At 68.5% G+C, this 24,858-nt stretch carries 25 protein-coding genes; 19 read left to right on the top strand and 6 right to left on the bottom strand.

Translation table 11 applies throughout. The features are described 5' to 3' along the window. Positions 1-15 precede the first annotated feature (15 nt). Both MOM01_RS16525 and MOM01_RS16520 read right to left on the bottom strand, forming a co-directional pair. A complete protein-coding gene (locus MOM01_RS16525; RefSeq protein WP_241386509.1) occupies positions 16-1,050 on the bottom strand; it encodes a DUF2804 domain-containing protein in 1,035 nt (344 codons plus the stop codon). Positions 1,051-1,074: 24 nt separating this feature from the next. Beyond that, entirely contained in the window at positions 1,075-1,824 is a 750-nt protein-coding gene (locus tag MOM01_RS16520; protein ID WP_241386508.1) for an SDR family NAD(P)-dependent oxidoreductase, read from the bottom strand. A gap of 82 nt (positions 1,825-1,906) precedes the next feature. Here MOM01_RS16520 and MOM01_RS16515 point away from each other — a divergent pair, with 82 nt between their 5' ends. Together MOM01_RS16515 and MOM01_RS16510 are read left to right on the top strand one after the other, a co-directional pair. Continuing rightward, positions 1,907-2,587, top strand: a complete 681-nt coding sequence (locus MOM01_RS16515) for a TetR/AcrR family transcriptional regulator (protein WP_241386507.1) — start codon at positions 1,907-1,909, stop codon at positions 2,585-2,587. 300 nt (positions 2,588-2,887) lie between these two features. After that, complete coding sequence (locus tag MOM01_RS16510) at positions 2,888-4,216, top strand: ROK family transcriptional regulator (protein WP_308197000.1); 1,329 nt, start codon at positions 2,888-2,890, stop codon at positions 4,214-4,216. Between the two features lie 34 nt (positions 4,217-4,250). Here the strand turns inward: MOM01_RS16510 and MOM01_RS16505 are convergent, their stop codons facing one another. Next, positions 4,251-5,348, bottom strand: coding sequence for a tocopherol cyclase family protein (locus MOM01_RS16505; RefSeq protein ID WP_241386506.1), 1,098 nt, complete (start codon positions 5,346-5,348; stop codon positions 4,251-4,253). A gap of 189 nt (positions 5,349-5,537) precedes the next feature. Here MOM01_RS16505 and MOM01_RS16500 point away from each other — a divergent pair, with 189 nt between their 5' ends. From MOM01_RS16500 to MOM01_RS16475, 6 genes are all read left to right on the top strand, one after another. Beyond that, a complete protein-coding gene (locus MOM01_RS16500) occupies positions 5,538-6,731 on the top strand; it encodes an MFS transporter (RefSeq protein ID WP_241386505.1) in 1,194 nt (397 codons plus the stop codon). 5 nt (positions 6,732-6,736) lie between these two features. Further along, on the top strand, positions 6,737-7,618 hold the full coding sequence (locus MOM01_RS16495) for an alpha/beta fold hydrolase (RefSeq protein ID WP_241386504.1): 882 nt from the start codon (positions 6,737-6,739) through the stop codon (positions 7,616-7,618). Beyond that, positions 7,615-8,949, top strand: a complete 1,335-nt coding sequence (gene mshA, locus MOM01_RS16490) for a D-inositol-3-phosphate glycosyltransferase (RefSeq protein WP_241386503.1) — start codon at positions 7,615-7,617, stop codon at positions 8,947-8,949. Before MOM01_RS16495 ends, mshA begins: the two co-directional genes overlap by 4 nt. Further along, entirely contained in the window at positions 8,946-9,521 is a 576-nt protein-coding gene (locus MOM01_RS16485) for a YbjN domain-containing protein (RefSeq protein ID WP_241386502.1), read from the top strand. The genes mshA and MOM01_RS16485 overlap by 4 nt, the downstream gene beginning before the upstream one ends. A gap of 443 nt (positions 9,522-9,964) precedes the next feature. Next, entirely contained in the window at positions 9,965-10,294 is a 330-nt protein-coding gene (locus MOM01_RS16480; RefSeq protein WP_241386501.1) for a transglycosylase family protein, read from the top strand. Between the two features lie 229 nt (positions 10,295-10,523). Beyond that, on the top strand, positions 10,524-12,110 hold the full coding sequence (locus MOM01_RS16475) for a 4-coumarate--CoA ligase family protein (RefSeq protein WP_241386500.1): 1,587 nt from the start codon (positions 10,524-10,526) through the stop codon (positions 12,108-12,110). 63 nt (positions 12,111-12,173) lie between these two features. Here the strand turns inward: MOM01_RS16475 and MOM01_RS16470 are convergent, their stop codons facing one another. Next, positions 12,174-13,946, bottom strand: a complete 1,773-nt coding sequence (locus MOM01_RS16470; RefSeq protein ID WP_241386499.1) for a hydroxysqualene dehydroxylase — start codon at positions 13,944-13,946, stop codon at positions 12,174-12,176. Between the two features lie 139 nt (positions 13,947-14,085). Here MOM01_RS16470 and MOM01_RS16465 point away from each other — a divergent pair, with 139 nt between their 5' ends. From MOM01_RS16465 to MOM01_RS16455, 3 genes are all read left to right on the top strand, one after another. Continuing rightward, complete coding sequence (locus MOM01_RS16465) at positions 14,086-14,832, top strand: phosphoglyceromutase (RefSeq protein WP_241386498.1); 747 nt, start codon at positions 14,086-14,088, stop codon at positions 14,830-14,832. Between the two features lie 177 nt (positions 14,833-15,009). Beyond that, positions 15,010-16,182: a sensor histidine kinase gene (locus MOM01_RS16460; RefSeq protein ID WP_241386497.1), complete on the top strand. Its 1,173-nt coding sequence runs from the start codon at positions 15,010-15,012 to the stop codon at positions 16,180-16,182. A 59-nt stretch (positions 16,183-16,241) separates the two neighbouring features. Next, entirely contained in the window at positions 16,242-16,931 is a 690-nt protein-coding gene (locus MOM01_RS16455; protein WP_241386496.1) for a response regulator transcription factor, read from the top strand. Positions 16,932-16,941: 10 nt separating this feature from the next. On the opposite strand, the gene MOM01_RS16450 is transcribed toward MOM01_RS16455, so the two are convergent. Next, on the bottom strand, positions 16,942-17,766 hold the full coding sequence (locus tag MOM01_RS16450) for a hypothetical protein (RefSeq protein ID WP_241386590.1): 825 nt from the start codon (positions 17,764-17,766) through the stop codon (positions 16,942-16,944). Between the two features lie 45 nt (positions 17,767-17,811). Here MOM01_RS16450 and MOM01_RS16445 point away from each other — a divergent pair, with 45 nt between their 5' ends. The 3 genes from MOM01_RS16445 to MOM01_RS16435 are packed head-to-tail and all read left to right on the top strand — an operon-like array spanning position 17,812 to position 20,892. Continuing rightward, a complete protein-coding gene (locus tag MOM01_RS16445; protein WP_241386495.1) occupies positions 17,812-18,762 on the top strand; it encodes a Ppx/GppA phosphatase family protein in 951 nt (316 codons plus the stop codon). Beyond that, positions 18,762-19,931, top strand: a complete 1,170-nt coding sequence (locus tag MOM01_RS16440; protein WP_241386494.1) for a hypothetical protein — start codon at positions 18,762-18,764, stop codon at positions 19,929-19,931. Before MOM01_RS16445 ends, MOM01_RS16440 begins: the two co-directional genes overlap by 1 nt. 4 nt (positions 19,932-19,935) lie before the next feature. Next, positions 19,936-20,892: a sugar phosphate isomerase/epimerase family protein gene (locus MOM01_RS16435; RefSeq protein WP_241386493.1), complete on the top strand. Its 957-nt coding sequence runs from the start codon at positions 19,936-19,938 to the stop codon at positions 20,890-20,892. On the opposite strand, the gene MOM01_RS16430 is transcribed toward MOM01_RS16435, so the two are convergent. Beyond that, the gene (locus MOM01_RS16430) at positions 20,851-21,267 is read right to left on the bottom strand and encodes a hypothetical protein (RefSeq protein ID WP_241386492.1); all 417 of its coding nucleotides are present in this window, start codon (positions 21,265-21,267) and stop codon (positions 20,851-20,853) included. The genes MOM01_RS16435 and MOM01_RS16430 overlap by 42 nt on opposite strands. Positions 21,268-21,368: 101 nt before the next feature. On the opposite strand from MOM01_RS16430, the gene MOM01_RS16425 reads away from it, so the two are divergent. The 5 genes from MOM01_RS16425 to MOM01_RS16405 all read left to right on the top strand — a co-directional run bounded on the left by MOM01_RS16425 (position 21,369) and on the right by MOM01_RS16405 (position 24,651). After that, entirely contained in the window at positions 21,369-22,034 is a 666-nt protein-coding gene (locus MOM01_RS16425; protein WP_241386491.1) for a MerR family transcriptional regulator, read from the top strand. 2 nt (positions 22,035-22,036) lie between these two features. Continuing rightward, entirely contained in the window at positions 22,037-22,888 is an 852-nt protein-coding gene (locus tag MOM01_RS16420; protein WP_374112317.1) for a thioesterase family protein, read from the top strand. Between the two features lie 91 nt (positions 22,889-22,979). Continuing rightward, entirely contained in the window at positions 22,980-23,816 is an 837-nt protein-coding gene (gene proC / locus MOM01_RS16415; protein ID WP_241386490.1) for a pyrroline-5-carboxylate reductase, read from the top strand. Positions 23,817-24,051: 235 nt separating this feature from the next. After that, positions 24,052-24,288 (top strand): helix-turn-helix domain-containing protein, encoded by a 237-nt coding sequence (locus tag MOM01_RS16410; protein WP_006552345.1) that lies wholly within the window; start codon positions 24,052-24,054, stop codon positions 24,286-24,288. A 261-nt stretch (positions 24,289-24,549) separates the two neighbouring features. Next, complete coding sequence (locus tag MOM01_RS16405; protein WP_003402602.1) at positions 24,550-24,651, top strand: 30S ribosomal protein bS22; 102 nt, start codon at positions 24,550-24,552, stop codon at positions 24,649-24,651. The last annotated feature ends 207 nt before the right edge of the window (positions 24,652-24,858 follow it).

Below are 24,858 nucleotides of genomic sequence, written 5' to 3'. Positions count from 1 at the left end.
CGATCCTCGGCGCGCTCACCAGCGGTTGCGGACCTCCTCGGCGAACCCGAGCAGGTTCTCGATCTCGAGGCTGCTGCCGTCGTCGAGCACCGCGGTCCCGGTGAAGCGGCCGAAGACCTGATGCTGGGTGGACCGCACGAGCACTGCGTTCACGTCGGCGGCCCGATCGAGGATCGGCTCGAAGTACATGTCGAACCGGTCGTCGTTGCTGGTGAACCGCCAGGGCGCGCCGTCGTAGGTGTCGCGGGGCAGATGGAAGTACACACGGTCGAGTTTGTGCGCCACCCCGTCGTGGAAGAGCATGTTCTCGCTCGCCGCGGTGGTGTCGCCGAAGCCGTAACCGATATTGAACCCGAACCGCACCCCGTCGTGGAGTCCCGAGGCGGAACCCCAGTACCAGGTGTTGTCGTAGGTCCACACCCCGCGGCCCCAGTCGAACACCCCGAACGAGCTGTCCGGATCGAAGACGTGCTCCACTCCGCCCACGGTGATCGTGCCCCGCGCCGCCAGACAGTTGATCTTCTGGTTGTAGTAGAAGGCTTTCCGGGCGCGGGGGAAGGGCGTCGCGATGACCATCCGGTCCTCGGCGGGCTGCGTGAGCAGCAGCTCGCCGGTCAGTCCGCGACCACCGCCGAATCCCGGATGATCGACGATCAGGCGGCGTCCCCCGCGCTCGAGTCGGTATTCGATCCGCACCCCACCGCGGCGGATCACGACGTCACCCGCATCCGCGCTCCCCGGCATCCGCATACGGCCGAGGGGGAACGGGACCAGGGTGTTCTCGGTGGTCTCGGAGCGGGCCGCGAGATCGAGCGCACTGGCGCCGAGAAGGCCCACATAGCCGTTGTCCGCGACGGTCAGTGCGATCCCGAACGGGCCCGCCGGGCCGTCGGACAGGACGCAGTAGTAGTCCCACTCCTTGATCCGCAGGCGCGAGGACGCGATGCGTGACCGGTCGTACGCACGGTCCTCGGCCGTGGCCCATCCTGCCTCGACGAGCGCGCCGTCGTCGTCGAGCAGGGGACCGGCTGTCAGGTGGTGTTGCCGCACAGTCGACGACAGTACCGACGAACTTCAGTCGGTCACGCGGTGGAACCGCCCCGCGCTCGCCTGATCACGGGGCTTGACGATGATCTGATCGAGGTCGACGTGCGACGGGCGGGACGCGACGAAGCCGATGATCTCGGCGATGTCCTGTGCGACGAGCGGCGTGATGCCCTCGTACACCTTGTCGGCGCGTTCGCGGTCTCCCTCGAACCGGACCAGCGAGAACTCCGTCTCGACCGCTCCCGGGGCGATCTCGGTCAACCGGACGGGCTGCCCGAGGAGTTCGCCCCGCAGGGTGCGGTGGAGCACCGCTTGAGCGTGCTTGGCGGAGGTGTAACCGGCACCGTTGTCGTACGCCTCGAAGGCCGCGACCGATGTGACGGTGACGATCAATCCGTCGCCGGAGGCGATGAGCTTCGGAATCAGTGCCTTGGTGACGCGCAGGGTGCCGATGACGTTGGTTTCCCACATCCAGCGCCAGTCGTCCTCGACGGCCTCGGTGACCGGCGCGAGTCCTTTGGCGCCCCCGGCGTTGTTGATCAGGACGTCGACGCGCGGCAGCACCGTGGTGAAGGCCTCCACCGAATCCTCGTCGGTGACGTCGAGCTCGAGGGCGGTGCCACCGATCTCGTCGGCGAGTTTCTGCAGCCGGTCGAGGCGCCGTGCGCCCACCACGACGTGGAAGCCCTGCGCGGCGAGTGTGCGGGCGGTCGCCTCGCCGATGCCGGAGGACGCTCCGGTGACGACGGCGACGCGGGAATCGGGGGAGATGCTCATGGGGCAATCGTAGTGTCGTGCACCGGATGCCGCCGAACGTCCCATCCTGCAGGTTCGCTGCCGCGCGGTTACTCTCGCGCGCATGACGACCATCCGTGGCCGGTACAACTCGGGAGAACAGACCCGGATCCGACTCGTCGAAGTGGCCGAACGCCTGTTCGCCCGCCGCGGATACGACGGCGTCACACTGGCGGACATCCGGAAGGCGGCCGGGCAGCACAATTCGTCGGTCGTGGGGTACTACTTCGGCAACAAGGAGGGGTTGCTGCTCGCGGTCTTCTCCCACCGGCTGCCCGCCGTGAACGCCGAGCGTGAGGCGCTCGCCGCCGAGATGCTGCGGACGCGGGACGCGTTGTCGGTGCGCGACCTGCTGTGGGTGATCGTCCGGCCGTTCGCGAACACGCTCGGCCGCCACAATCACTTCGTCCCGTTCCTCGACCGGTTGTCGGATCACGACCGGTTCGCCGAGTGTTTCCGTATCGCCGGGCCCACGGCGGTCACCGGCCTCACGGCGACCGCGGGCGGCGGCAGGACCGAGACCGCGCTGCGTCGAGTCCTCGGGCATCTGCCCGACGACATCGCAGGGCAACGACTGCGTCTCGTGTACTCCGGGACGGTGAGTGCGCTCGCGCGCTCGCACCGCCTGGGTGACTCTCCTTCGACGGCCGAGCTGGCGGCGCTGGTGGACGCGTGGGAAGCATTGCTCCTCGCCCCGGTGTCCGCGGAAACCGAGCAGGCACGCGGTGAGGGATCGGCACGGTAGATGCCGGACGACCCCGACGAGTGGACACCGGGCCGCCCGGGCGATAGTTTGAGCGCTATGTCAGTCGGCCATGTCTCCGCCCCGCGGGTCACCTATGTGACCGCCGCGCTGGGATCACGGCTGCCTCTGGCGCGCGAACTCTGTTGTCGCTGCTGCGGAAAGTAACTCCGCACCGATCCTCCTTCTTTCGTGCGGGCCCCTTCTCCGGGTCTCCCCGCATGCCGGGTGATTCGGTGCGCCGATCGTCTCCCGCCCGTATTCCGGTCCTCGTGGCCGGATCAGCAGCCAAGGATCAGCGCCGTGTCGGTTCCCACTGTCTCGCCGTCCGTTTCCCGCCCCTCCCGTTCGACGGCTCCCCGCCGTCCCGCCACTTCCACGGTCCGCGGATCGACTCGCGTGGGCGTGGCCCGGCCCCGCAGCCCCCGCGCCGCGAACCGGATCCGGATCGTCCCCCCGGACCTGCGTATCGCAGACGGCACCGGCGCCTCGGTCTTCCGTGTCGCCGCCAACCGCGGACCGGTCTCACGCGATGTCATCGCGAAGATCACCGGATCGAGCATCGCGACCGTCAACCGGCAGGTCGCGGCCCTGTTGTCCGCAGGTCTGCTGCGCGAGCGCGCCGATCTCGCCGAGTCGGGTGCGGTCGGCCGTCCACGTGTTCCGGTGGAGGTCGACCACGAGCGTTACCTCACGATCGGTATCCACATCGGTGCGGTCACCACGGGCATCGTCGCGAGCGATCTCCGCGGCCGGATCATCGGGGCGGTCGAGGTGCCGACTCCGGCAGGTGACCAGGAGGTCGCGCTCGCCTCGATCACCGCGAGCGCCAAGGCTTTCGCGGGGAGGTGGCACCGCCGGATCCCGCTGTGGGCAGGCGTGGCGCTCGGTGGACGGGTGGATTCGACGACTGCTGTCGTGACGCATCCGCGCCTGGGCTGGGTCGATGCTCCCGTCGGAGCGATCGTGGGTGGGGGATTGGGTCTTCCGGTTTCGGTGGCCGCGCACGTCGAGGCGATGGCCGCGTCCGAGTTGCTGCTCACCCCCGACCGCGACGTCCCCGAGATCAAGGGCACCGGACTGTACTTCTATGTGCGTGAAACTGCCGGTGTGGCCATCACTTTCGACGGCAAAGTGCACACCCCTGCCGGCGGGCCGGGTTCGGTCACGCACTTTCCCACCGGGTCGTCGGCTCGGTGCTCGTGCGGCGGAACGGGCTGCCTCGAGGCAACCGTGAGCGATCGGGCCGTCGTGCAGCGGGCCCGCGCGGAGGGCATCCTCGCCGACCGCGACGACGTCACCGTCCAGTCGCTCTACCGGCTCGCCCGCGAGGGCTCCGAATCGGCTCACGGGCTGCTCGTCGAGCGGGCCACGGTACTCGGCCGTACCGTCGGGATGCTGCGCGATCTCTTCAATCCCGACCGGGTCGTGCTCGGCGGTCAGGCCTTCACCGAGTATCCGGCCGCGGTTCCACATGTCGCCCGGGCCTTCTCGACGTCGACGACACTCCCTCGCAAGGACATTCGTATCACCGGCTTCGGGAATCGGGTGCAGGCCCACGCGGCGGGTGTGGTCTCGCTCAGCTCCCTGTACTCGGATCCGCTCGCAGCGATGAAGCGCGCCGACATCTGATCGGAACCGGCATGTCCTCACACGACGACCGGGCTCACACGACCGGTGGTGCGTCCGTCGCGTCCGCGGCCGCGCCGCGGCGGTCGAGTTCGGCCCGGGCCCGGTCGAGGCCACCGTGTTCGAGCGCGGCCAGCGAGGATTCGTCCTCCCACGCCAGCCTGCCGCGTTCACGGACGGTCACCTTCATCGAACCACCCAGGTGCTCGATCGATCCGGCCACGTTGCGCCGTTCCGCAGGCAGAGGGACCGGCAGCACGTGTGCCGCACCGATCGGCGAACTCGCCGAGATCTCCACGCTCCATCGCGCATTGCGGCCGCGCAGGACCCAGCTCTCGTCGGTGACGGTCGCGTGGACGGGCGAGGTGACGGGATTGCCCAGCCGCACCACGCGTCCGTCCGGGAGCGCGACCACCACGGCGGTCACCTCGGTGCGGAGCGGACCCGAATGCACCTGCCCGCCGGCGAAGGCCACGCAGGCACGCGCATCGGCGAAGCCCTGGGCCTGACCCCACCACCACGATTCCGGGAAACCGCCCTTGCCCCAGTTCTTCTCGCCGTAGACCTGTGATCCGGTCAGATCCCACTTCTCGTCTCCGAGGATCGCGTAGCCCTCCACCTCGCCCCCGAGCAGCCACGAATGCCAGTACTGGTTCAGTGCCGGGACGGAGTGGAACACGCTCGAGGCGCCGAAACGGCGTCGCGGCCACGGCCGCAGTGCCGACACCCGCACGTCGAGGCGGGCGTCGTCTCCGAGATCCATCCACACGCGTCCACTGTCGCCGCGGAAGGCGTCACCCGCGGACGCACCGAGCCGGCCGGGATCGGCGGCGGCCATCGGGTGCGCGGTGGTGCGCAGGAAGCCACCCGGATGAGCGGCCAGGCCCAGCGTCGCCCACCGCGGACCGGTGCCGGCCGGATCCGGTGCGTCCTCGACGGCCGGTATGGCATCGGCACGGTTGACCCCGCAGAGCGCGATCACGACGCGGCCTGTCTCCGGCTGGGTGAACCGCCAGAAGTAACCCTCCATCGCGACGTCGTGGGCAGCGAGCGGATCCCCGAAGGGCAGATCGGCTCCCGACGCGCGATAACGCGTCCACAGGCCCTTCGGTGAGAACCCGCCGTACGCATTCATGCCCAGCTCCGTTCTGCCGTTCCGCCGATGTCCGTGCCTTCCCTGTACCCAGGATGGACGTTCGTCTCACAGGTTGTGCGCATTCGTCCGCGGTCTCCGGCTCCCCGGACGCGGAGGCGCTCGCGCCCGGCCATACCGTTGTTCGCGCCGGATCAGGGCATCGATCATCGAAGAGAACGTGAGAAGGACGTGACAGGACACAAGGGCGGCTCGTACCGAGAGTTGTTCGCAGCACCGGGGGCAGCGGCGTTCTGCCTCGCGGGATTCGTGGCGCGCCTGCCGATCGCGATGGTCGGGATCGGCATCGTCACGATGTTCTCGCAGCTCGAGGGGAATTATGCGCTAGGTGGCGCGCTCTCGGCATTGTTCGCCCTTTCGTACGCCGTGCTCACACCGTTGGTCTCGCGTGCGGTCGACCGGTACGGCCAGCATCGGATCCTGCCCGCCGCGGCCTCCGTCAGCGCGGCCTCCACCCTCGCGATGCTCGCGGGAGTCCGATTCGATGCCCCCACCGCGTGGTTGTTCGTGTGCGCGATCCCCGCGGGCCTCATGCCCACGATCGGCGCGATGGTGCGGGCGCGGTGGACGCAGTTGTACGGCGGCACGCCCCGGCTTCGCACCGCCTTCGCGCTCGAGGCAGTCGTCGACGAGGTGTGCTTCATCGTCGGCCCCGTGCTGTCGGTGGGACTGAGCGTGTCGGTGTTCCCCGAGGCGGGCCCACTGCTCGGTGCCGTGCTGCTTCTGGTGGGCACCGTGATCCTCGCTGCCCAGCGCGCTACCGAGCCGCCCGTCCGCCCACACACCGGCGGAGAAACGAGGACGAGCCTCCTGCGGCTGCCCGTCCTCCTGTCGATCGTCGTCATGATGGTCGCCGTGGGCGCGGTCTTCGGAGTGATCGACGTCGCGGCCGTCGCGTTCACGGCCGAACAGGGCGCTCCCGGGGCCGCGACTCTCGCGCTCGCGTTGTTCGCGACAGGCTCGGCGACGAGCGGGCTCGTCTTCGGTAGCCGGGTGGGTTCGGATGCTCCGGCCCGCCAGTTGCTCATCGCCACAGCGGTTCTCGCAGTCCTGCTGTCTCCGCTGCTGCTCGCCGGGTCGGTGCCGGTGCTGGCGGTGCTGTACTTCGTCGCCGGCTGTGCGATCTCGCCCATCATGATCGTCGCGACGTCGCTGACCCAGCAGGTCGTGCCGGCGGGGCAACTCACCGAGAGCATCACCTGGACGGTCGCCGGACTCGGCGTGGGCATCGCCGCGGGATCGGCGCTCGTGGGGCAGGTCATCGACAGGGCCGGGGCCGGTACCGGCTACACCGTGGCCGTCGCCGCAGGAATCGTGGCGTTCGCGTGCGCGACGGTCGTCCACCTCCGGGCCCGGTTAGAGTGACCCGCATGGCAGTGCGTGAAGTGATCGGCGGCGACGGCACGTCCCTCGTCTACCGGACTTTCGGTTCCGACGACGCACCGGCCCTCGTGCTGCTGCACGGGTGGGCACAGTCGTCGCGGTGCTGGGGTGAGCCCGTTCTGGAAGCGCTCGCCGAGGACTTCCGTGTGATCGCCGTCGACCTGCGCGGACACGGATACTCCCAGGCTCCGGAAGCCGGATACGACGATCGCGACGCGTGGGCGGGTGATCTCGCCGCGGTCCTCGACGCCGAGAACGTCTCGGCGACGAACCCTGCGGTACTGCTCGGCTGGTCGTACGGGGGCCTGGTGATCTGCGATTATCTCGCCGTCCACGGTTCCGGCGCGGTGGCCGGGCTGATCCTGGTCGGGGCCATCACCAGCATCGGCCGGGGGGAGAAGGGCGGACGGGTCGGCGCCGCGATGCGCGCCGCGATCCCTGCCGCGATGTCGGAGGATCCGCGCGAGGCCGTGCGCGCACTCGGCTCGTTCGGGAACGCGCTCACCGGTCCGGTGGGGGGCAAGGGCGCTGTCTCCCAGGCCCTGTTCGGTGCCTCCCTCGGCACGCCTCCCCGGGTCCGGGCCGCCCTGTTCGACCGTGCCGTGAGCAACGACGAACTGCTCACGCGGCTGGATCTGCCGGTCCTCGTGTTGCACGGTGCACAGGATTCGGTCGTCGACGTCTCCGCCGCGCACCACGCCGCGTCCCTGCTGCGGCGCCCCACGACCTCGATCTGGGAGGGCGTGGACCACGGGCCGTTCGTCGAGGATCCGGACAGGTTCGTGGCCGAGGTGAGGGAGTTCGCCCGGAAGGCACTCCCGGAGTCGGAGACGCGGGTCGAACCCGGGCAGGGCAGTATGGAGGGGTGACGTCCCAGCCCAGCCGCCCGCATCGCGTGGCCGTGATCTCGGTCCACACCTCGCCGCTGGCACAGCCCGGAACCGGGGACGCAGGCGGTATGAACGTGTACGTCCTGCAGACCGCCGTCGAGCTCGCGCGTCGTGGGGTCGAAGTCGAGATCTTCACCCGTGCGACCTCGTCGGCCGATCCCGCCGTGCAGCAGGCGGCGCCGGGGGTGCTCGTCCGCAACATCGAGGCCGGCCCCTTCGAAGGACTCGACAAACACGACCTGCCGACGCAACTGTGTGCCTTCGCCGCAGGCGTCCTGCGCGAGGAAGCACGCCACCCGCAGGGCTATTACGATCTGGTGCACTCGCACTACTGGCTCTCCGGCCAGGTGGGCTGGCTCGCGCGCGACCGCTGGGGCGTACCCCTCGTACACACGGCGCACACACTCGCGGCGGTGAAGAACGCCTCGCTCGCCGCAGGGGACACCCCGGAACCGGCGGCCCGCCAGATCGGGGAACAGCAGGTCGTCGCGGAGTCCGACCGGCTGGTGGCCAACACCGAGGACGAGGCGGGTCAGCTCGAGCGGATCTACGGAGCCGCCCCCGCGAAGATCGACGTCGTCGCTCCGGGCGCCGACCTGAACCGGTACCGTCCCGGCGACCGGGTGGCGGCGCGCGCAGGACTCGGGCTCGACCCCCGGGAGACCGTCGTCGCGTTCGTCGGCCGGATCCAGCCGCTGAAGGCCCCGGACGTGCTGCTCGAAGCCGCGGCGCGGGCCCTCGCCGATGCGCCCGACCTTCCGTTGCACGTCCTGATCGTGGGAGGCCCTTCGGGTACCGGACTCGAACGGCCCGACGCGCTCATCCAACTCGCGTCCGCACTGGGGATCTCGTCGCGGGTCACCTTCCTTCCGCCGCAACCGCCGGACCGTCTCGTACAGGTCTACCGTGCGGCCGATCTCGTTGCCGTGCCGAGCTATTCGGAGTCGTTCGGTCTCGTCGCGATCGAGGCGCAGGCATGCGGCACTCCGGTGCTGGCCGCGAACGTGGGCGGACTCGGTGTGGCGGTCCGCGACGGGGAGACCGGAATGCTCGTCGAGGGACACCGCATCGACGACTGGGCGGCGGCATTGCGTTCTCTCGTGGGTGATCCCGATCGGCGCGCGCGGTTCGCGGCGGCGGCACCCGTGCATGCGGAGTCCTTCTCGTGGGAACACACCGCGGAAGGCCTGCTCGAGAGTTACCGGCGAGCAGGGATGAGACGCAACCGCGGCTTCGGCGCGGGCGAGCATTCGCTCCGCCGGCAGCGCGGGGTGTGGAAGTTGCGACGTACGAGAGGTGTCACTGCATGACCGGCCGGCTCATCGAACTGATCGAATCGACGCTGCGGGATCGTGAGCTCGAATTCTCCCTCAAGGAGGGCGGGCACTTCGTCGTCGAGCTTCCCGGCGAGAAGAAGCTCCGCACCACGACCTTGCTCAGTGTCGGACAGCACGGTGTGCGGGTCGAGGCGTTCGTGTGCCGCAAGCCGGACGAGAACTTCGAATCGGTCTATCGCTATCTGCTGCGGCGGAATCGCCGGCTGTACGGGGTGGCCTACACCCTGGACAAGGTCGGTGACATCTATCTCGTCGGCCGTATCGCCGAGCATGCGGTGACACCCGAGGAGATCGACGCGGTCCTCGGGCAGGTCCTCGAGGCTGCGGACTACGACTTCAACATCATTCTGGGTATCGGATTCATCACGTCGATCAAGCGCGAATGGGAGTGGCGTGTCTCCCGCGGTGAGCCGCTGCGCAATCTCGAGCCTTTCCGGCATCTCATCGAGGAGGAGACCGGGACGCCGTTCGAGGGTGATGCGAGCGACGATATCGATCGTGATGTGAGCGGCGATATCGACGACCGGCGCGAGACGAACGGTTGATCCGGCGCGGAATCGGCGTTGTCATCGGCGTGATGTTGTCCGGTTCGAGAGGTCCGAACCCCGCGAAAATGTGACGCTCCTCACATCGTTAGGTTTGTTCGCGGGGTGAGGGAACGCGTCGTTTCCAGCAAGCGACCAGGGGAAACGTCGATTCCGTCTGCGCATTCTTGTACGCCCGTACCGAAAAATCGGTCCGTGACCTCTCCGTGATGAGCCCCTACCGTCGATGTAGGCCCGATACCGACGGGCGTTACACACCGGCCCCGTAGCCGCTCGTTCCACCCCCGCGGGATACCGGATCCGCAACCCGCCGAGGGGTGGAGCGAGAGAGCGACCGGGCGTGCGTCAGCACCGCACCGAGATGTCGCCGGCACCGACCGTCCCCCGAGTGGGTGGACCTGTGAGTCGGGGGCCTCGCAAGCAGCCGGAAAGGATTCATCCACATGGCAAAGTTCAAGATCAAGCGCGCCCTGGGCACCCTCGCAGCCTCCACCGCCCTCATCGCAGCACCCTTCGCTCTGGGTGCCGGCACCGCCAATGCGGCATCCGGGAACTGGGATGCCGTTGCGCAGTGCGAGAGTGGCGGCAACTGGGCGATCAACACCGGTAACGGCTACTACGGTGGTCTGCAGTTCTCGCAGAGCACCTGGGAGGCCTACGGCGGCAGTGGATATGCGCACAATGCCTCGCGCGAGGAGCAGATCCGCGTTGCCGAGAACGTGCTCGCCGGACAGGGCGTGGGTGCATGGCCGGTGTGCGGTCAGTACCTCTGAGCCGAGCTCACGTCGAGCGTCCGAGCGCAGCTCGGGTAGCGTGCCGGGCCCCGTGTGCGATTCGTCGCACGCGGGGCCCGTTCGCGTCCGGAGAGTGAAGGGCGACACGGAAGGTCGTGTTCGGGGGCTATCCTCACATGCCTCTGTGACCGGCTTCACATCGCTGCGGTAGGGTGGCGTCGACCGAATGTCGGCACCGCGTGCCAGCCACAGAGCTCGGAGGATGAGAATGAGTTTCCGCAGTCCCTTTCCCGACGTCGACATCCCGGCATCGAGTGTCTACGACTTCCTCTTCGGTTCGCTCGACGAGTCCGATCTCGCCCGGCCGGCGTTGATCGACGGGGCGTCCGGCGCGGTGACGGACTACCGGACCCTCGTCGGTCAGGTCGACGCCGTGGCCGGTGCGCTCGCAGCCCGCGGTCTCGGGGTCGGCACCGTCGTCGGACTCCTGGCTCCCAATGTGCCGGCCTTCGCCTCCGTCTTCCACGGCATCCTGCGATCCGGTGCCACCGCAACGACGATCAACGCCCTCTACACCGCGGGGGAGATCTCGAAGCAGCTCGACGACTCCGGCGCGACCGCGCTGTTCACGGTCTCGCCGTTCCTTCCTCAGGCGAAGGAGGCCGCCGTGGCCGCCGGGATACCCGACGAGCTGCTCATCGTGCTCGACGGGGCGGAGGGCCACCCCTCCCTGCGTGATCTCCTCGCCGAAGGCGCCCCGGCCCCGGCCGTCGATTTCGATCCGGCGACCCATCTCGCGGTGCTGCCCTACTCCTCGGGCACGACCGGGCGGCCCAAGGGTGTGATGCTCACGCATCGCAATCTCGTCGCCAATGTCTCCCAGATCGAGCCGCGTATGGGTATCGGGGCCGACGATCGCGTGCTCGCGGTGCTTCCGTTCTTCCACATCTACGGCATGACCGTCCTGTTGAACGCGGCGCTGCACAACCGTGCGGCGCTGGTGACGATGCCGAAATTCGACCTCGTCGACTTCCTCACCGTCATCTCCGGTCACAAGTGCACGTACGTCTTCATCGCTCCGCCGGTCGCGGTGGCGCTCGCGAAGCATCCGCTCGTCGATCAGTACGACCTGTCGAGCGTGCACACGATCTTCTCCGGTGCCGCCCCTCTCGACAAGGAACTCGCCGGAGCGGTCGCCGAGCGTCTCGGCTGCAACGTCCGGCAGGGTTACGGGATGTCGGAGCTGAGCCCGGTGTCGCATGCGATTCCCTTCGACGACAACGAGACCGAGTTGGATGCGGTCGGCCCGACCATCGCCAACATGGAGTGCAAGATCGTCGATCCCGCGACCGGTGAGGAAGTGGAGTACCCCACGGACGAAGGTGTGTCCGCGCCCGGTGAACTCTGGTGCAAGGGGCCGAACGTCATGGCCGGATATCTCGGTAACCCCGAGGCCACGGCCGATACGCTCGACGAGGACGGCTTCCTCCACACGGGTGACATCGCCACTGTCGATGCGCACGGTGTCGTCCGGATCGTCGATCGGCTCAAGGAACTCATCAAGTACAAGGGCTACCAGGTTCCTCCCGCAGAACTGGAGGCACTGCTGCTCACGCATCCGCAGGTCGCCGATGCCGCGGTGATCGGGGTCCACGACGACGAAGGCGAAGAGGTCCCCAAGGCGTTCGTCGTACGTCAACCGGACGCGACGATCACCGAGGACGAGATCATGGCGTTCGTGGCCGAACGTGTCGCGCCCCACAAGAAGGTGCGGCAGGTGGAGTTCATCGACATCGTGCCGAAGTCCGCTGCCGGCAAGATCCTCCGGAAGGACCTCCGCGCCCTGCAGGGCTGACGACCGCCACGCGGTTCCGATGCCGCTGCCGGAACCGCGTCGCGGAGCGGCTGCCGCCGTCCGTCAGACGGCGAGCATGTGTGGAAGTCCCGCCCGGTAGCGGTCCGCGTCCGCGCGGCGCAGCGGTTCGAGTTCGGGGGGTTCGTGCAATCGGTACTGCGCGGGCGGCGGCGCGGACGAACCAGCGGCCTCCAGCAGTGCTCCCACCGCTGCCCGGGCGGATTCGTTGGCGCCCTCCATCGTCGCGAGGTCGATGTCGGTGCGCACGTAGTCGCCGGCGAGGAACAGGTTCGGTATCGCCGTGCGCGCCTCGGGGCGATGCGCGAGCGACCCGGCGGTGTTGATGAGGAGTGGGGTGTCGTTCCGGTTTCCTCCCGGCCCCCACCGGACTCCGGGGTCGAGGAACCACGAGACGATGTCGTTCTCGTCGATCGCTCCGGTGCCGTCCTCGAGGCACGCAGCCATCTGGGCCCATGTCTCGCGGGCGATCTCCTCGGCCGTGCACTGTTTGGCGGTCTTGCCGTAGAGGATGCCGGGGGTGTCCCAATCCGAGATGTCCACCGACAGGCAGTCGTGAGCCGAGCCGTCCCCGTATCGGGCGGCGAAGTCGCCCCGCCAGAACTGCGCCTGACTGATCGAGGTCAGTGCCCACGGAGACCCCAGATAGGCGACATGACCGGCCGCGATGGGCGTGGGCCGGCGCAGGAAGTACTGGATGCCGACCATCCAGTCGGTGACGAGCTCGTTCATCGCCTCCAGGTGCGGATCCAGTGCGAGGATCTGCGGGGACCACAGCGACACGGCACGCTCGGCGGGCATCGCCGCGACGTACCAATCGGCGTCGACCGTCGCGCGGGCGCCGGACCTGTCGGTGACCCGCGCACCGGTGATCCTGCCGCCGGAGACTTCCAGTGCTTCTGCGCCCCAGCCCATTTCGAACTTCACTCCGAGTTCGCGCAGGAGTTGCGCCCACGGATCGATCCACGCCTCGTTCGTCGGGGCCGACAACACCCGGTCGAGATGACCGTATTGCGGGACCACGCCCATGGCGTTCCACACGAAGGCCTGGCCCATGATGCCGATCGTGCGGGTCGACACGGTCTGCGGGCGCGCTGCGACGAGCTGCCGGGTCAGGGCCGAGACGAGAATGTCCCGGTAGCCCTGCGACTTGCCCTCCGCTTCGAGGGTCTGCGCCCAGGTCTCGTTCTCCCACTGGCCGTTCCGGCGCTCGATGCTGCTGGTGAGGAACATGACGAGTTTACGCACGAAGACGCCCAGTTCGTCCGCGGGAATCGCTCCTCCGAGCGAGAAGGCGGCGGACAGGCTCTCCTGCAGGGTGAGCGGGTCGTAGATGTCGAAACGTGGCGGTGCGATCGACGCGGGTGCCGTGAGGTCGGGCGCGCCGGGAATCGCCATCCGGAAGGCATGCCCTGCCACGAGGTTGTCGAAGACCCCGTTCGGGTTGCCGGGGAAGGGGATCCGGCGCATCGTATCCGGGATGTGTTGGTAGAAACCGGGGAAGAACCGGAAACCGTGCTCCCCGGGCAGGTCCAGACGTCCCCCGGCTCCGGTGCCGGGGGACGGGATGCTGCGTGCCTTTCCGCCGAGGGCGCTCGGTTCGAAGACCGTGACGTCGAAGCCCCGTTCGACGAGTTCGTGGGCGGCGGTCAGTCCCGCCATCCCACCCCCGAGAACCGCGACGCGACGCCCACCCGCATGCACCGCGGGTGATCGACGTGCCGGACGGGCCGCTGCGGTCGGTGGCAGGGCGGCGACCGCGCCGAGCGCCCCCAGGGCGGTGAGTACGGCTCGGCGGGACAGATGTGCATCGGACATGGGACCCCCGGAGTGTCGACGACGATGGAGCGTGGTGGGCGGCGCGAACCGACCGTGTAGGCAACACGCGTTGTCAGATATAGCCCACGATGGGGGCGCCCGTAGGGAAATCGCCTCCCGAGCGTGTCAGGATTGAACCATGAGTATCGGAACACTTGTTCTGCTCCGCCACGGCGAGAGCGAATGGAACGCGATGAACCTGTTCACCGGCTGGGTGGACGTGCACCTGACCGACAAGGGGATCGCCGAGGGGAAGCGCGCCGGCGCCCTCCTCGCCGAGCACGGCGTGCTGCCCGACGTCTCCTACACCTCGCTGCTGCGTCGCGCGATCAGCACTGCCAATTTCGCGCTCGACGCGGCCGACCGGCACTGGATCCCCGTGACCCGTGACTGGCGTCTCAACGAGCGTCACTACGGCGCGCTCCAGGGCAAGAACAAGTCCGAGATCAAGGACGAGTTCGGCGAGGAGCAGTTCATGCTGTGGCGCCGCAGCTACGACACCCCGCCCCCGCCGATCGAGCCGGGCTCGAAGTACAGCCAGGACACCGACGTGCGGTACGCGAACGTCGACGAGGTTCCGCTCACCGAGTGCCTGAAGGACGTCGTCGAACGCCTGATCCCGTACTGGGAGTCCACGATCTCCCAGGATCTGCTCGCGGGGAAGACCGTGCTGGTCACCGCGCACGGCAACTCGCTGCGCGCGCTCGTCAAGCATCTCGACGGGATCTCCGACGACGACATCGCCGGCCTGAACATCCCGACGGGTATCCCGCTCCGCTACGACCTGGACGAGAACCTCCGCCCGCTGAATCCGGGCGGTACCTACCTCGATCCCGAGGCCGCCGCTGCGGGTGCGGCCGCAGTCGCGAATCAGGGCGCGAAGTAGCAGTTCCTGCCCGGAATGCATCCGACCCCGTCGCCGCCCGGCGACGGGGTCGCCTCGTCTTCGGCCGGCGAACTCCCGGTGAACAACGGGGCAACAACCGAAAAATGCGGTGTGACGTGCGGTGAACGCCTGCCACCCGCTGTTCGCCCGGGTGCCGGTGTCATTACGATTCCAGATGTGAGTGTTACGCAGGCCGTCTTACTGGCCGTGGTCGCCGCCGTTCTCGGCGCGATCGGTACCTTCGCCGCCGTGAAACTGGCGGAGCGCCGAGCGCACGGCCGCGACGAGACGGACCTCACCATGGTCGACGTGCTCGACAACGTCGTGCACGGTTCGTCGACCGGGATCGCGGTGGTCGACAAGTTCCACGACGTCATCCTGTTCAACTCCAGGGCCGAGGAGCTCGGGCTCGTACGCAACCGCCTGATCGACGATCGCGCCTGGGCCGCGGCCAACAAGGTGCTCGAGACACGCACGCCGCTCGAACTCGATCTCGGCACGAAGGCCCCGCACGGCCGGGATCACCTCGCGGTGCGCTGCACGATCCGGCCTCTGCTCGACCGCGACCCGCGGTTCGTCGTGCTCTACGCCTTCGACGATTCCGAGCAGGTCCGTATGGAGGCCACCCGCCGCGATTTCGTCGCCAACATCAGTCACGAGCTCAAGACACCGGTCGGGGCGATGGCACTGCTCGCCGAAGCGCTGCTCGAATCGGTCGACGACCCCGATACGGTGCGCTACTTCGGGGAACGAGTGCAACGTGAGGCCACCCGACTCGGCAACATGGTGACCGAGCTGATCGCGCTGTCGAGACTGCAGGGCGCCGAGAAGCTCCCCGATCTCGAAGTGGTCGACGTCGACACCGTGGTGAAGGAAGCACTCGAACGGACACGGCTCACCGCGGAGAACGCCTCCATCACGATCACCACCGATCGGCCGAGCGGCTACGAAGTACTCGGCGACCGGACCCTGCTGGTCACTGCGCTGACGAACCTCGTGGAGAACGCGATCGCCTACTCGCCGTCCGGTTCGCCCGTCACGATCAGCAGGTCGTTGCGCGACGGCAAGGTCGCGATCGCCGTCACCGACCGGGGTATCGGCATCGCGAAAGAGGATCAGGAGCGCGTCTTCGAGCGCTTCTTCCGCGTCGACAAGGCGCGGTCGCGGGCCACCGGCGGGACGGGGCTCGGCCTCGCCATCGTCAAGCACGTGGCAGCGAACCACCACGGTGAGATCACCTTGTGGAGCAAGCCGGGGACCGGCTCCACGTTCACCCTTCTCGTTCCTGCCCATGTGGAGGAGAGCGAGGACGAGACCGTCCCGTGCGCCGAGAAGGTGAGCGGATCGTGAAACAGACTCCACCCGGACTCCCGGGCGGACGGATCGAGAAACAAACGGAGGACCAGGCCGTGACGCGTGTGCTGATCGTCGAGGACGAGGAATCGTTGGCGGATCCGCTCGCCTTCCTGCTGCGCAAGGAGGGTTTCGAGACGACGATCGCTGGCGACGGCCCGTCCGCCCTCGCCGAGTTCGACCGGGAAGGCGCAGACATCGTCCTGCTCGATCTCATGCTGCCGGGCATGAGCGGCACCGACGTGTGCAAGCAATTGCGGACCCGCTCGGGCGTGCCGGTCATCATGGTCACCGCCCGCGACAGCGAGATCGACAAGGTGGTCGGTCTCGAACTCGGCGCCGACGACTACGTCACCAAGCCGTACTCGGCGCGCGAACTGATCGCCCGGATCCGGGCGGTCCTGCGGCGCGGAGCCGACACCGAGAGCGAGGCCGACGTCTCCGACGGACTGCTCGAGGCGGGACCGGTGCGGATGGACGTCGACCGCCACGTCGTCCACGTCAACGGAGAGCCGGTCGCCTTGCCGCTCAAGGAGTTCGACCTGCTCGAATATCTGCTGCGCAATTCCGGGCGGGTACTCACGCGGGGCCAGCTCATCGACCGGGTGTGGGGAGCCGACTACGTCGGCGACACGAAGACCCTCGACGTGCACGTCAAACGCCTGCGTTCGAAGATCGAGGAGGATCCGGCCAAGCCGCGCCATCTCGTGACCGTGCGCGGCCTCGGATACAAGCTGGAGGCCTGAGGCCGCTCGGTCAGATCGTCGAGGGTCCGTCCCCTCGGTGACCTGCCTGTGCCACCGCGGTCGCAGGATGGATCGCGATCAGACCGAGCCCCTGGCGACGGCGGCACAGGCGTGCGAGCTCGTCGTAGGCCGCGACGCCGAGCAACTCGGTGAGTTCGGGTGCGTAGGACTGCCAGACCGGGCGTTCGCCGACGTGCGCGTCCGGTGATCCGGAGCAGTACCAGTCGAGGTCGTGCCCGCCCTCACCCCAACCGCGGCGGTCGTACTCGGTGATCACGGTGCGCAGCACCTCGGTGCCGTCGGGGCGCTCCACCCAGTCCTGGGTGCGGCGGATCGGCAGCTGCCAGCACACGTCCGGTTTCATCTCGAGCGGTTCGATGCCGCGACGCAGCGCCATCGTGTGCAGCGCGCAGCCCTGACCGCCGTCGAAACCCGGACGGTTGAGGAAGATGCACGCGCCCTTGTAGCGGCGTGTGCGCAGAGCCGGTTCGTCGTCGATCTCGTCCTCTTCGAGATAGCCCTTCTTCCCCAGACCCTTGTCCATGAACTGCCAATCGGCGGGCGTGAGGTGTTTCACTGCCTTCGCCAATTTCTTCCGGTCGTCGTCGTCGGAGAGGAACGCGCCGTGGGAACAGCAGCCGTCGTCGGGCCGTTCGGCGATGATGCCCTGGCAGGCCGGAGTGCCGAACACGCAGGTCCACCGGGAGAGGAGCCAGGTCATGTCGGCGGCGATGACGTGTTCGTCGTTGTCGGGATCGATGAACTCGACCCATTCCCGGGGAAAGTCGAGAGGGACTTCGGGGGCCGGATCGAGCTTGTGCGGACCGTGGGACATACCTGCTGTCACAGGTCCCGACGGTAGACCCAGTACCGTATTGATGTGCGCTTAGGGGTACTCGACGTCGGAAGCAACACCGTTCACCTTCTGGTGGTGGACGCCCATCGCGGTGGGCACCCTACGCCGATGAGTTCGACGAAGGCCACGTTGAGGCTGTCGGAGAACACGGACGACAACGGCGACATCACACCGCGCGGCGCCGACCGGCTCGTCGAGACCACTGCCGAATTCGCCAGCATCGCCCGCACGTCGGGATGTGGAGAACTCATGGCCTTCGCGACGTCGGCGGTGCGCGACGCCGGAAACTCCGAGGTGGTGCTCGAGCGCGTGCGCCGGGAGGCCGGGGTCGCGCTGGATGTACTCTCGGGGGAAGACGAAGCGCGACTGACCTTCCTGGCGGTGCGACGCTGGTACGGCTGGAGTGCCGGACGAATCCTCGGGCTCGACATCGGGGGTGGTTCGCTGGAACTTGCCTACGGTGGCGACGAGGATCCCGAGATCGCCTACTCCCTCCAACTCGGTGCGGGACGCCTCACTCGCGACTGGTTTCGCGAGGATCCGCCCGGCAAGCGCCGCATCTCGGCGCTGCGCGACTGGCTCGACGCCGAGCTGGCCGAACCGGCCAAGGTTCTGCGCAGCGCCGGCGATCCGGATCTGTGTGTCGGCACCTCCAAGACCTTCCGGACCCTGGCGCGATTGACCGGTGCGGCGCCCTCCTCGGCGGGCCTGCGAGTGCAGCGCACCCTGACGGCGAGCGGGCTGCGTCAGCTCATCGCGTTCATCTCGCGGATGACCACGGCCGACCGGGCCGAACTCGAAGGGGTCAGTTCGGACCGATCCGAACAACTCGTCGCCGGTGCCCTCGTCGCAGAGGCCAGCATGCGTGCCCTCGGAGTGGAAACGCTGCAGATCTGCCCCTGGGCATTGCGGGAAGGCCTGATTCTCCGGAAGCTCGATACGAACATGGCTGGCGAACTGGTGGTGGCAACCTGATGAGCGAGAATCGCAGCAACGACACGGGGCAGATCTCCGTTGCCGAGCTGTTGGCGCGTAACGGCCAGAAGGTGGGTACGCGGGCCGGGGGACGACGTCGCAGAGGTGCGAGCGGCGGCATCTCCGTCGCCGAGCTCACGGGGGAGATCCCGGTCACCCGGGCGTCCGACGACAAGCCCGAGGCCGCTGCACGCCGGGCGGTGGAGTCCGAACCACCGGCGGTGCGACCGGATCCGGTACCGGCTCCCGTGACGGCGGAAGCCGAACCATCCGCACCGAAGGCGCCGCCGGAGTTGGAGGCGACGCGGGTCACGCCGAAGGCTGCCTCGCCGAAGCCGGCCACATCGCCGGTGCCGGACGCCGAGAAGACCACCGTGACTCCGCGGGTCGCCGTGAAGTCCCGGTCCGCTGCGCCGGCGGCGAAGCCGAGCGGTGCCACGCCCGCTGCACCGGCGGCGAAGGCGGGTGCTGCCACGTCTGCTGCGCCGAAGATCGAGTCTCCGACGGAGATCATCCGTCCCGAGGCGCTTCCGCGCCGGGCGCGTGCTCATCTCGGCACCGTCGCCGCTACTCCCGCGCGGCCGGGCGATGCTTCGCCGGGGGCGTCGTCGGCCTCCGAGGCGAAGTCCGATGCGGCGTCTGCCGTCTCGATGCGGAAGAAGTCCGCGACCAGCGAGCCGCGATTGCTCTCGGGGCCCGCGAGCGACCTGCAGGGCACCGGTTCCGATGAGGACGATTCCACCGACCCCCACGGTCCGGCGGCCCCGGCCTCCGGTTCGGCGCCCGAGGAGACCGCGGCGACGTCGCGGTCCTCGCGGAAAGCCCGCGGCACGGCGTCGGATTCGGCCGGGGGTTCGGCGAGCAGGAAGCGCGAGGACGGGAAGCGCGAGGACACCGAACAGGGCAGCAGCCTCAAGCAGTGGGCGCTGCTGATCGGTGAGAGTGTGGCAGCCATCGTCGCCGGCGGGTTGCTGTTCAAGGGTTTCGAGCGGTTGTGGGATCTGATGCCCTGGGTCGCGTTCGCGCTCGCGCTGGTCGTGATCGTGGGTCTCGTTGCGCTCGTGCGTGTCCTGCGTCGCACCGACGACATCACGAGTCAGCTCATCGCCCTCGCGGTGGGGGCGTTCGTGTCCTTCGGGCCTCTCCTGTTCCTCCTGCCCGGCGGGTGAGCCGATGGTGACCGCGCAGGGGATCCGGGTAGGACTGTCCACCGCTTCGGTGTATCCGGAGAACACCGAAGCGGCGTTCCGCTTCGCCGCGGATCTCGGCTTCGACGGTGTCGAACTGATGGTGTGGGCGGAGCCCGTGAGCCAGGATCCGAGAGCGGTGGAACGGCTCGTCCGCGAGTACGGGATCCCGGTGCTCGCCGTCCATGTGCCGTGTCTGCTCATCTCCCAGCGGGTGTGGGGAGCGGATCCCGCCGCGAAGCTCGACCGCTCGGTGCGTGCCGCCGAGATCCTCGGCGCGGAGACGGTGGTGGTCCATCCGCCCTTCCGGTGGCAGCGTCGCTACGCGGAGGGCTTCGTCGAGCAGGTGGCGGCACTCGAGGCCGGCAGCGACGTGGTGGTGGCGGTCGAGAACATGTATCCGATGCGGGCCGACATGGTCTTCGGTGGTCGTGATCGCGGAGCCGAGCGTCTGCGCAGGCGCGGTCCGGGCCGTGCGGTCTCGGCGTACAGCCCCTCGCTCGACCCCACCGACACCGGCTTCGCGCACTACACCCTCGACCTGTCGCATACCGCGACGGCAGGAGCCGATGCGTTCGCGCTGGCGGATCGGATGGGGGAGGGCCTGGCCCATCTCCACCTCGCGGACGGCAGAGGATCGTCCCTCGACGAGCATCTGGTCCCCGGGACGGGCAATCAGCCGTGCGCCGAGGTCTGCCGTCGGCTCGCCGCGAGCGATTTCGGTGGTCACGTGGTGCTCGAGATCAGCACGCAGAGCGCCCGCACGCGAGCGGAGCGCGCCGGGATGCTCGCGCGATCGCTGTCGTTCGCGCGAACGCATCTGAACCGCTCTGCGACCCGCGCGATCACGATGGGGCCGGAGAGCCCTCGTCCCACGGACGCCGCCCGGTTGTCCGCCGTGTCAGAGAGCGGCGAGCCCGGCAGCGAGCACCGCGACACCTGAGATCAGGACGCCGGCGGTGAGACAGGCCGCTCCGAGCAACACGGAGACGAACATCCTGCCGGGTCGCTCGGGTTCGGGTCCGAGCACCGACAGGAAGAATCCCGCCGGAATGAGGATCGCGGAGCCGAGTACCGCCACGGTGCCGGCCGCCGACCACCCGGGTGATGCGCCGACCGCGTGGGTGAGGACGGCGATGAGGAGACCGAGGGTGACGAGAACTCCCGCGTGGGCATGCCCGGCCCGGAAGAATGCTTTCTGAAGGTCGTTGGCGGGCACTCCGCCCGACGCGACGCGCAGCAGGAAGGTGCCCCCGAAGGCGATGCCGGCGACGGTGAGCAGGGTGCCACCGAGAACGATGATCACGAGCGGATGCATGGAACCTCCTCGGGTTCGCGACGAGTCTGCCCCTGGGTGGATAGTTGCGCTATCCAATACTGGATAGCTGTAGTATCCGATGTCAAGGACGGAGGTGAACTGTGCGTATCTCGGAACTCGCCGAGCGCTCCGGCGTGCCGCTGCCGACCGTGAAGTACTACCTGCGGGAGGGGCTGCTCATGCCGGGCGTGGCGACGAGTGCCACCTCCGCGACCTACGACGACACCCACCTCCGCCGGCTGGCGCTCGTCCGGGCGCTCGCCGCGCAGGGTTTGCCGCTCGAGAAGATCAAGACCGTGGTCGACCTCGTCGACCATCCCCGCGACGATCTGTTCACCGAACTCGGGCGCGCCATCGCGGCCCTGCCGCCCTATGTGGGCGATCCTGCCGGTCCCGACTTTCCGCGAGCGCGTCGACTGCTCGAGCGACTCGGCCAGATGTACGACCCGAGATTCGCGGCCGTGGCACAGCTCGAACATGCGCTCGCGGCGCTCGAAGCGGGCGGTCTGCGGATGGGGGATCGGCGAACCGACACCTACGGCCGCCATGTGCTCGCCATCGCCGAAGTGGATCTCGAGTTGCTGCCCACGCACTCGCGCGAGGCCACCGTCGAGGCCGCTGTTCTCGGTACCGCCCTCTACGAGCCGGTGCTCACGGCCATGCGCAGGCTCGCCCATCAGCACCTCGCCGCCCGGATGTTCGGGAACGGCGAACCGGCGGCACCCGGTGGGGAGCCGGACCGTCCCGACCAGCAGGAGCAGCAGTGACCATCATCGACCGGCCCTTCCGTGACCTCACCGCGATCACCCGGCTCCCGGAGGGCGATAGCGGCGGGACCGCCGGCTGGCAGGCCCATATCGCCCCGACGTGGACGATCGGGCCCAAGGTGCACGGCGGGTGCATGCTCGCCGTGTGCGCCGCCGCCGCCCGCCGATCGGTACTCGACGCGGGGGTCGATTCCCTCACTCAACCTCTCGCCGTGAGCGCCTCGTTCGTGTCGGCACCGGATCCGGGAGAGGTCGAACTGACCACGGTCCTCCGCAAGCAGGGGAAGCAGATCGGCGTCGTCGACGTCGAACTGTCCCAGGCCGGCCGGGTCGCGGTCCGTGCGAGTGTCACGCTCGGGACTCCGGACACCGAAGAACCCTTCTACACCGTGCCCCACCGCGCGACCACCGTGCCCGCCGAGCCACCGGCCGAATCGGTGCTGATCACGCCCGATCACCCGATGGGGCAGATCGTGAAGTTCGCCTCGTCCTCGCGGATGCGGGTCGACGGTTCCACCGCGCGCTTCCTCGACGGCGAGCAGGGCGAGCCCATGGTGTCGATGTGGACGCGGCCGCTCCCGGGTGACGAGGAGGATGTCGACACCTCGGTGCTCTTCGCCCTCATGTGCGGCGACGTCTCCGCGCCCGTCACGATGAATCGCGGAAGATTCGGCTGGGCCCCGACCGTGCAGCTCACGGCATATCTGCGGCGGGTGCCGGCTCCGGGATGGCTGCGCGTCGTCGCCGAGAGCAGCGTCCTCGGCAACATCTGGTTCGAGGAGGACCACACCGTCGTCGACTCGACCGGCGCGGTCGTCGTGCAGTCGCGGCAGCTGGCCATGATGCCGCGCTGACGTCGGGCCGGATCCCGTGGGCGGCCGCTCCGGAAGGCCGACGGTCCACCGTGATGCGGACCGCACGGGCTGCCGTGGCAGGCTGTCCCCCATGACGAGAATCGCAGTGATCGGTGGTGGCAGGATCGGTGAGGCGCTGATCTCGGGCCTGCTGAGCAACGGCTTCGCAACGAAGGACCTCGTGGTCGCCGAGAAGTTCGGCGAGCGACGCGAACAACTCACCCGCGAGTACTCGATCCGGGTCACCGACAGCACCTCCGACGCCGCGGAGGGCGCCGACGTGGTGGTCGTGGCGGTCAAGCCCAACGATGTGGATGCCGTCGTCACGGATCTCGCGGCGGTGGACGCGGGGAACGACGACGAGCAGATCCTGGTGTCGCTCGCTGCGGGCATTCCCACGGTGCGCTACGAGACGAAGCTCCCGGCCGGATTCCCGGTCGTGCGCGTGATGCCGAACACCCCGATGCTGGTCGGGCAGGGCGCAAGCGTGCTGGCGGCGGGCAGGTACGTCAAGCAGCAGCATCTCGACACGGTCCGCGAGATCCTCGCGACGGTCGGAACCGTCTCGGTCGTTCCCGAGTCGCAGATCGATGCGGTCACCGCGGTGTCCGGCTCCGGGCCCGCCTACTTCTTCCTCGTCGCCGAGGCGATGATCGACGCCGGGGTCGGGCTCGGTCTCACGCGCGCTGTGGCCACCGATCTGGTGGTGCAGACGATGACCGGTTCGGCCGCCATGCTCGCGCAGTCGGGGGACAACGCCGCCGATCTGCGTGCCGCGGTCACCTCGCCCGGCGGAACCACTGCGGCGGCGATCCGGGAACTCGAGCGCGGTGGGCTGCGCACCGCCTTCTACGAGGCCCTGGACGCCGCGAAGCGTCGCTCGGCGCAGCTCGGTGCGGCGTCGGAGCAAGCTTCGGGCACTGCCTGAACAGACTCGAGGGTGCCGCCCGCACGGGCTCGCGGGTGCCGCCCGGACAGTCCTCCCGATACCGCCTGACAGGTGTCCGGGGGAGGCGTAGCGTGGCGACGAACTGCTCGCCGGCCGGAAATTCCCAGCTGCATCGTCGCACAGGAACCATTCGTCACGCTAAGCTCGAATCAGCACGTGCGTGTCTGTTCCGCCGGAGGGGAAGCCGGCGGCGCGGGCGTGCCGGAGGTGTGTAATGGTTTCAGGAAACACGCCGTCGAAGGGTCAACCTCAAGACGGACAGTCGGTTCTCGCCGGTACCCAATTCCTGACGGTTGCCGAAGTGGCAGCTCTCATGAGGGTCTCGAAGATGACCGTATACAGGCTGGTGCACAGTGGCGAACTGCCTGCGGTGCGCGTGGGACGGTCGTTCCGCGTGCATGCGAAGGCCGTTCACGACTATCTCGAGACGTCCTACTTCGACGTCGGATAGGACCTCGGACAGGACGGTTCGACAGGCCGGTGGTGACACCGGCCCGACGACGGTCTCCGGGTGCGCGATGGTGGTTGCGTCCCGGGGCGGACCTCGGTTTCACGCCGGTACGCCGCCCCGGTAGGATTGCTTGTCGTCGTACCGGCCAGCCGGTGTCGTGAGGCGCTGTAACTCGTCGCCACGAGGCCCAGCGTCGACATACATCAGGCGTACGTCACCGGCGTGCGCAGGAACGCTACAAGGAACGTGAGGGATGCCCACATGGGATCTGTGATCAAGAAGCGCCGTAAGCGCATGTCGAAGAAGAAGCACCGCAAGCTGCTCCGCCGCACCCGAGTGCAGCGTCGTAAACTCGGCAAGTAAGCCCTGTATCTGTCCGATGCCCGTCACCCTCGCGGTGGCGGGCATCGTTCGTCTCCGCGTCCGGAAAGGGACGAGAGTTCACTCCCGCGCCGTGCGTGTGCAGCGAAGTGGCCGTATTGTGGGACGGCATACCGTGCCGGGACGAATGTGACCTCCGGCGCGTGTGTGGTTGCAGGGGGTTAGCGAGTGGGTGTGCATACGCACGAG

This window comes from Rhodococcus sp. CH91, from assembly GCF_022554085.1.
In the GTDB taxonomy this organism is placed as follows: domain Bacteria; phylum Actinomycetota; class Actinomycetes; order Mycobacteriales; family Mycobacteriaceae; genus Rhodococcus.
Note: the sequence above shows the minus strand (reverse complement) of the source record. Positions and strands in the feature narration are given on the sequence as shown.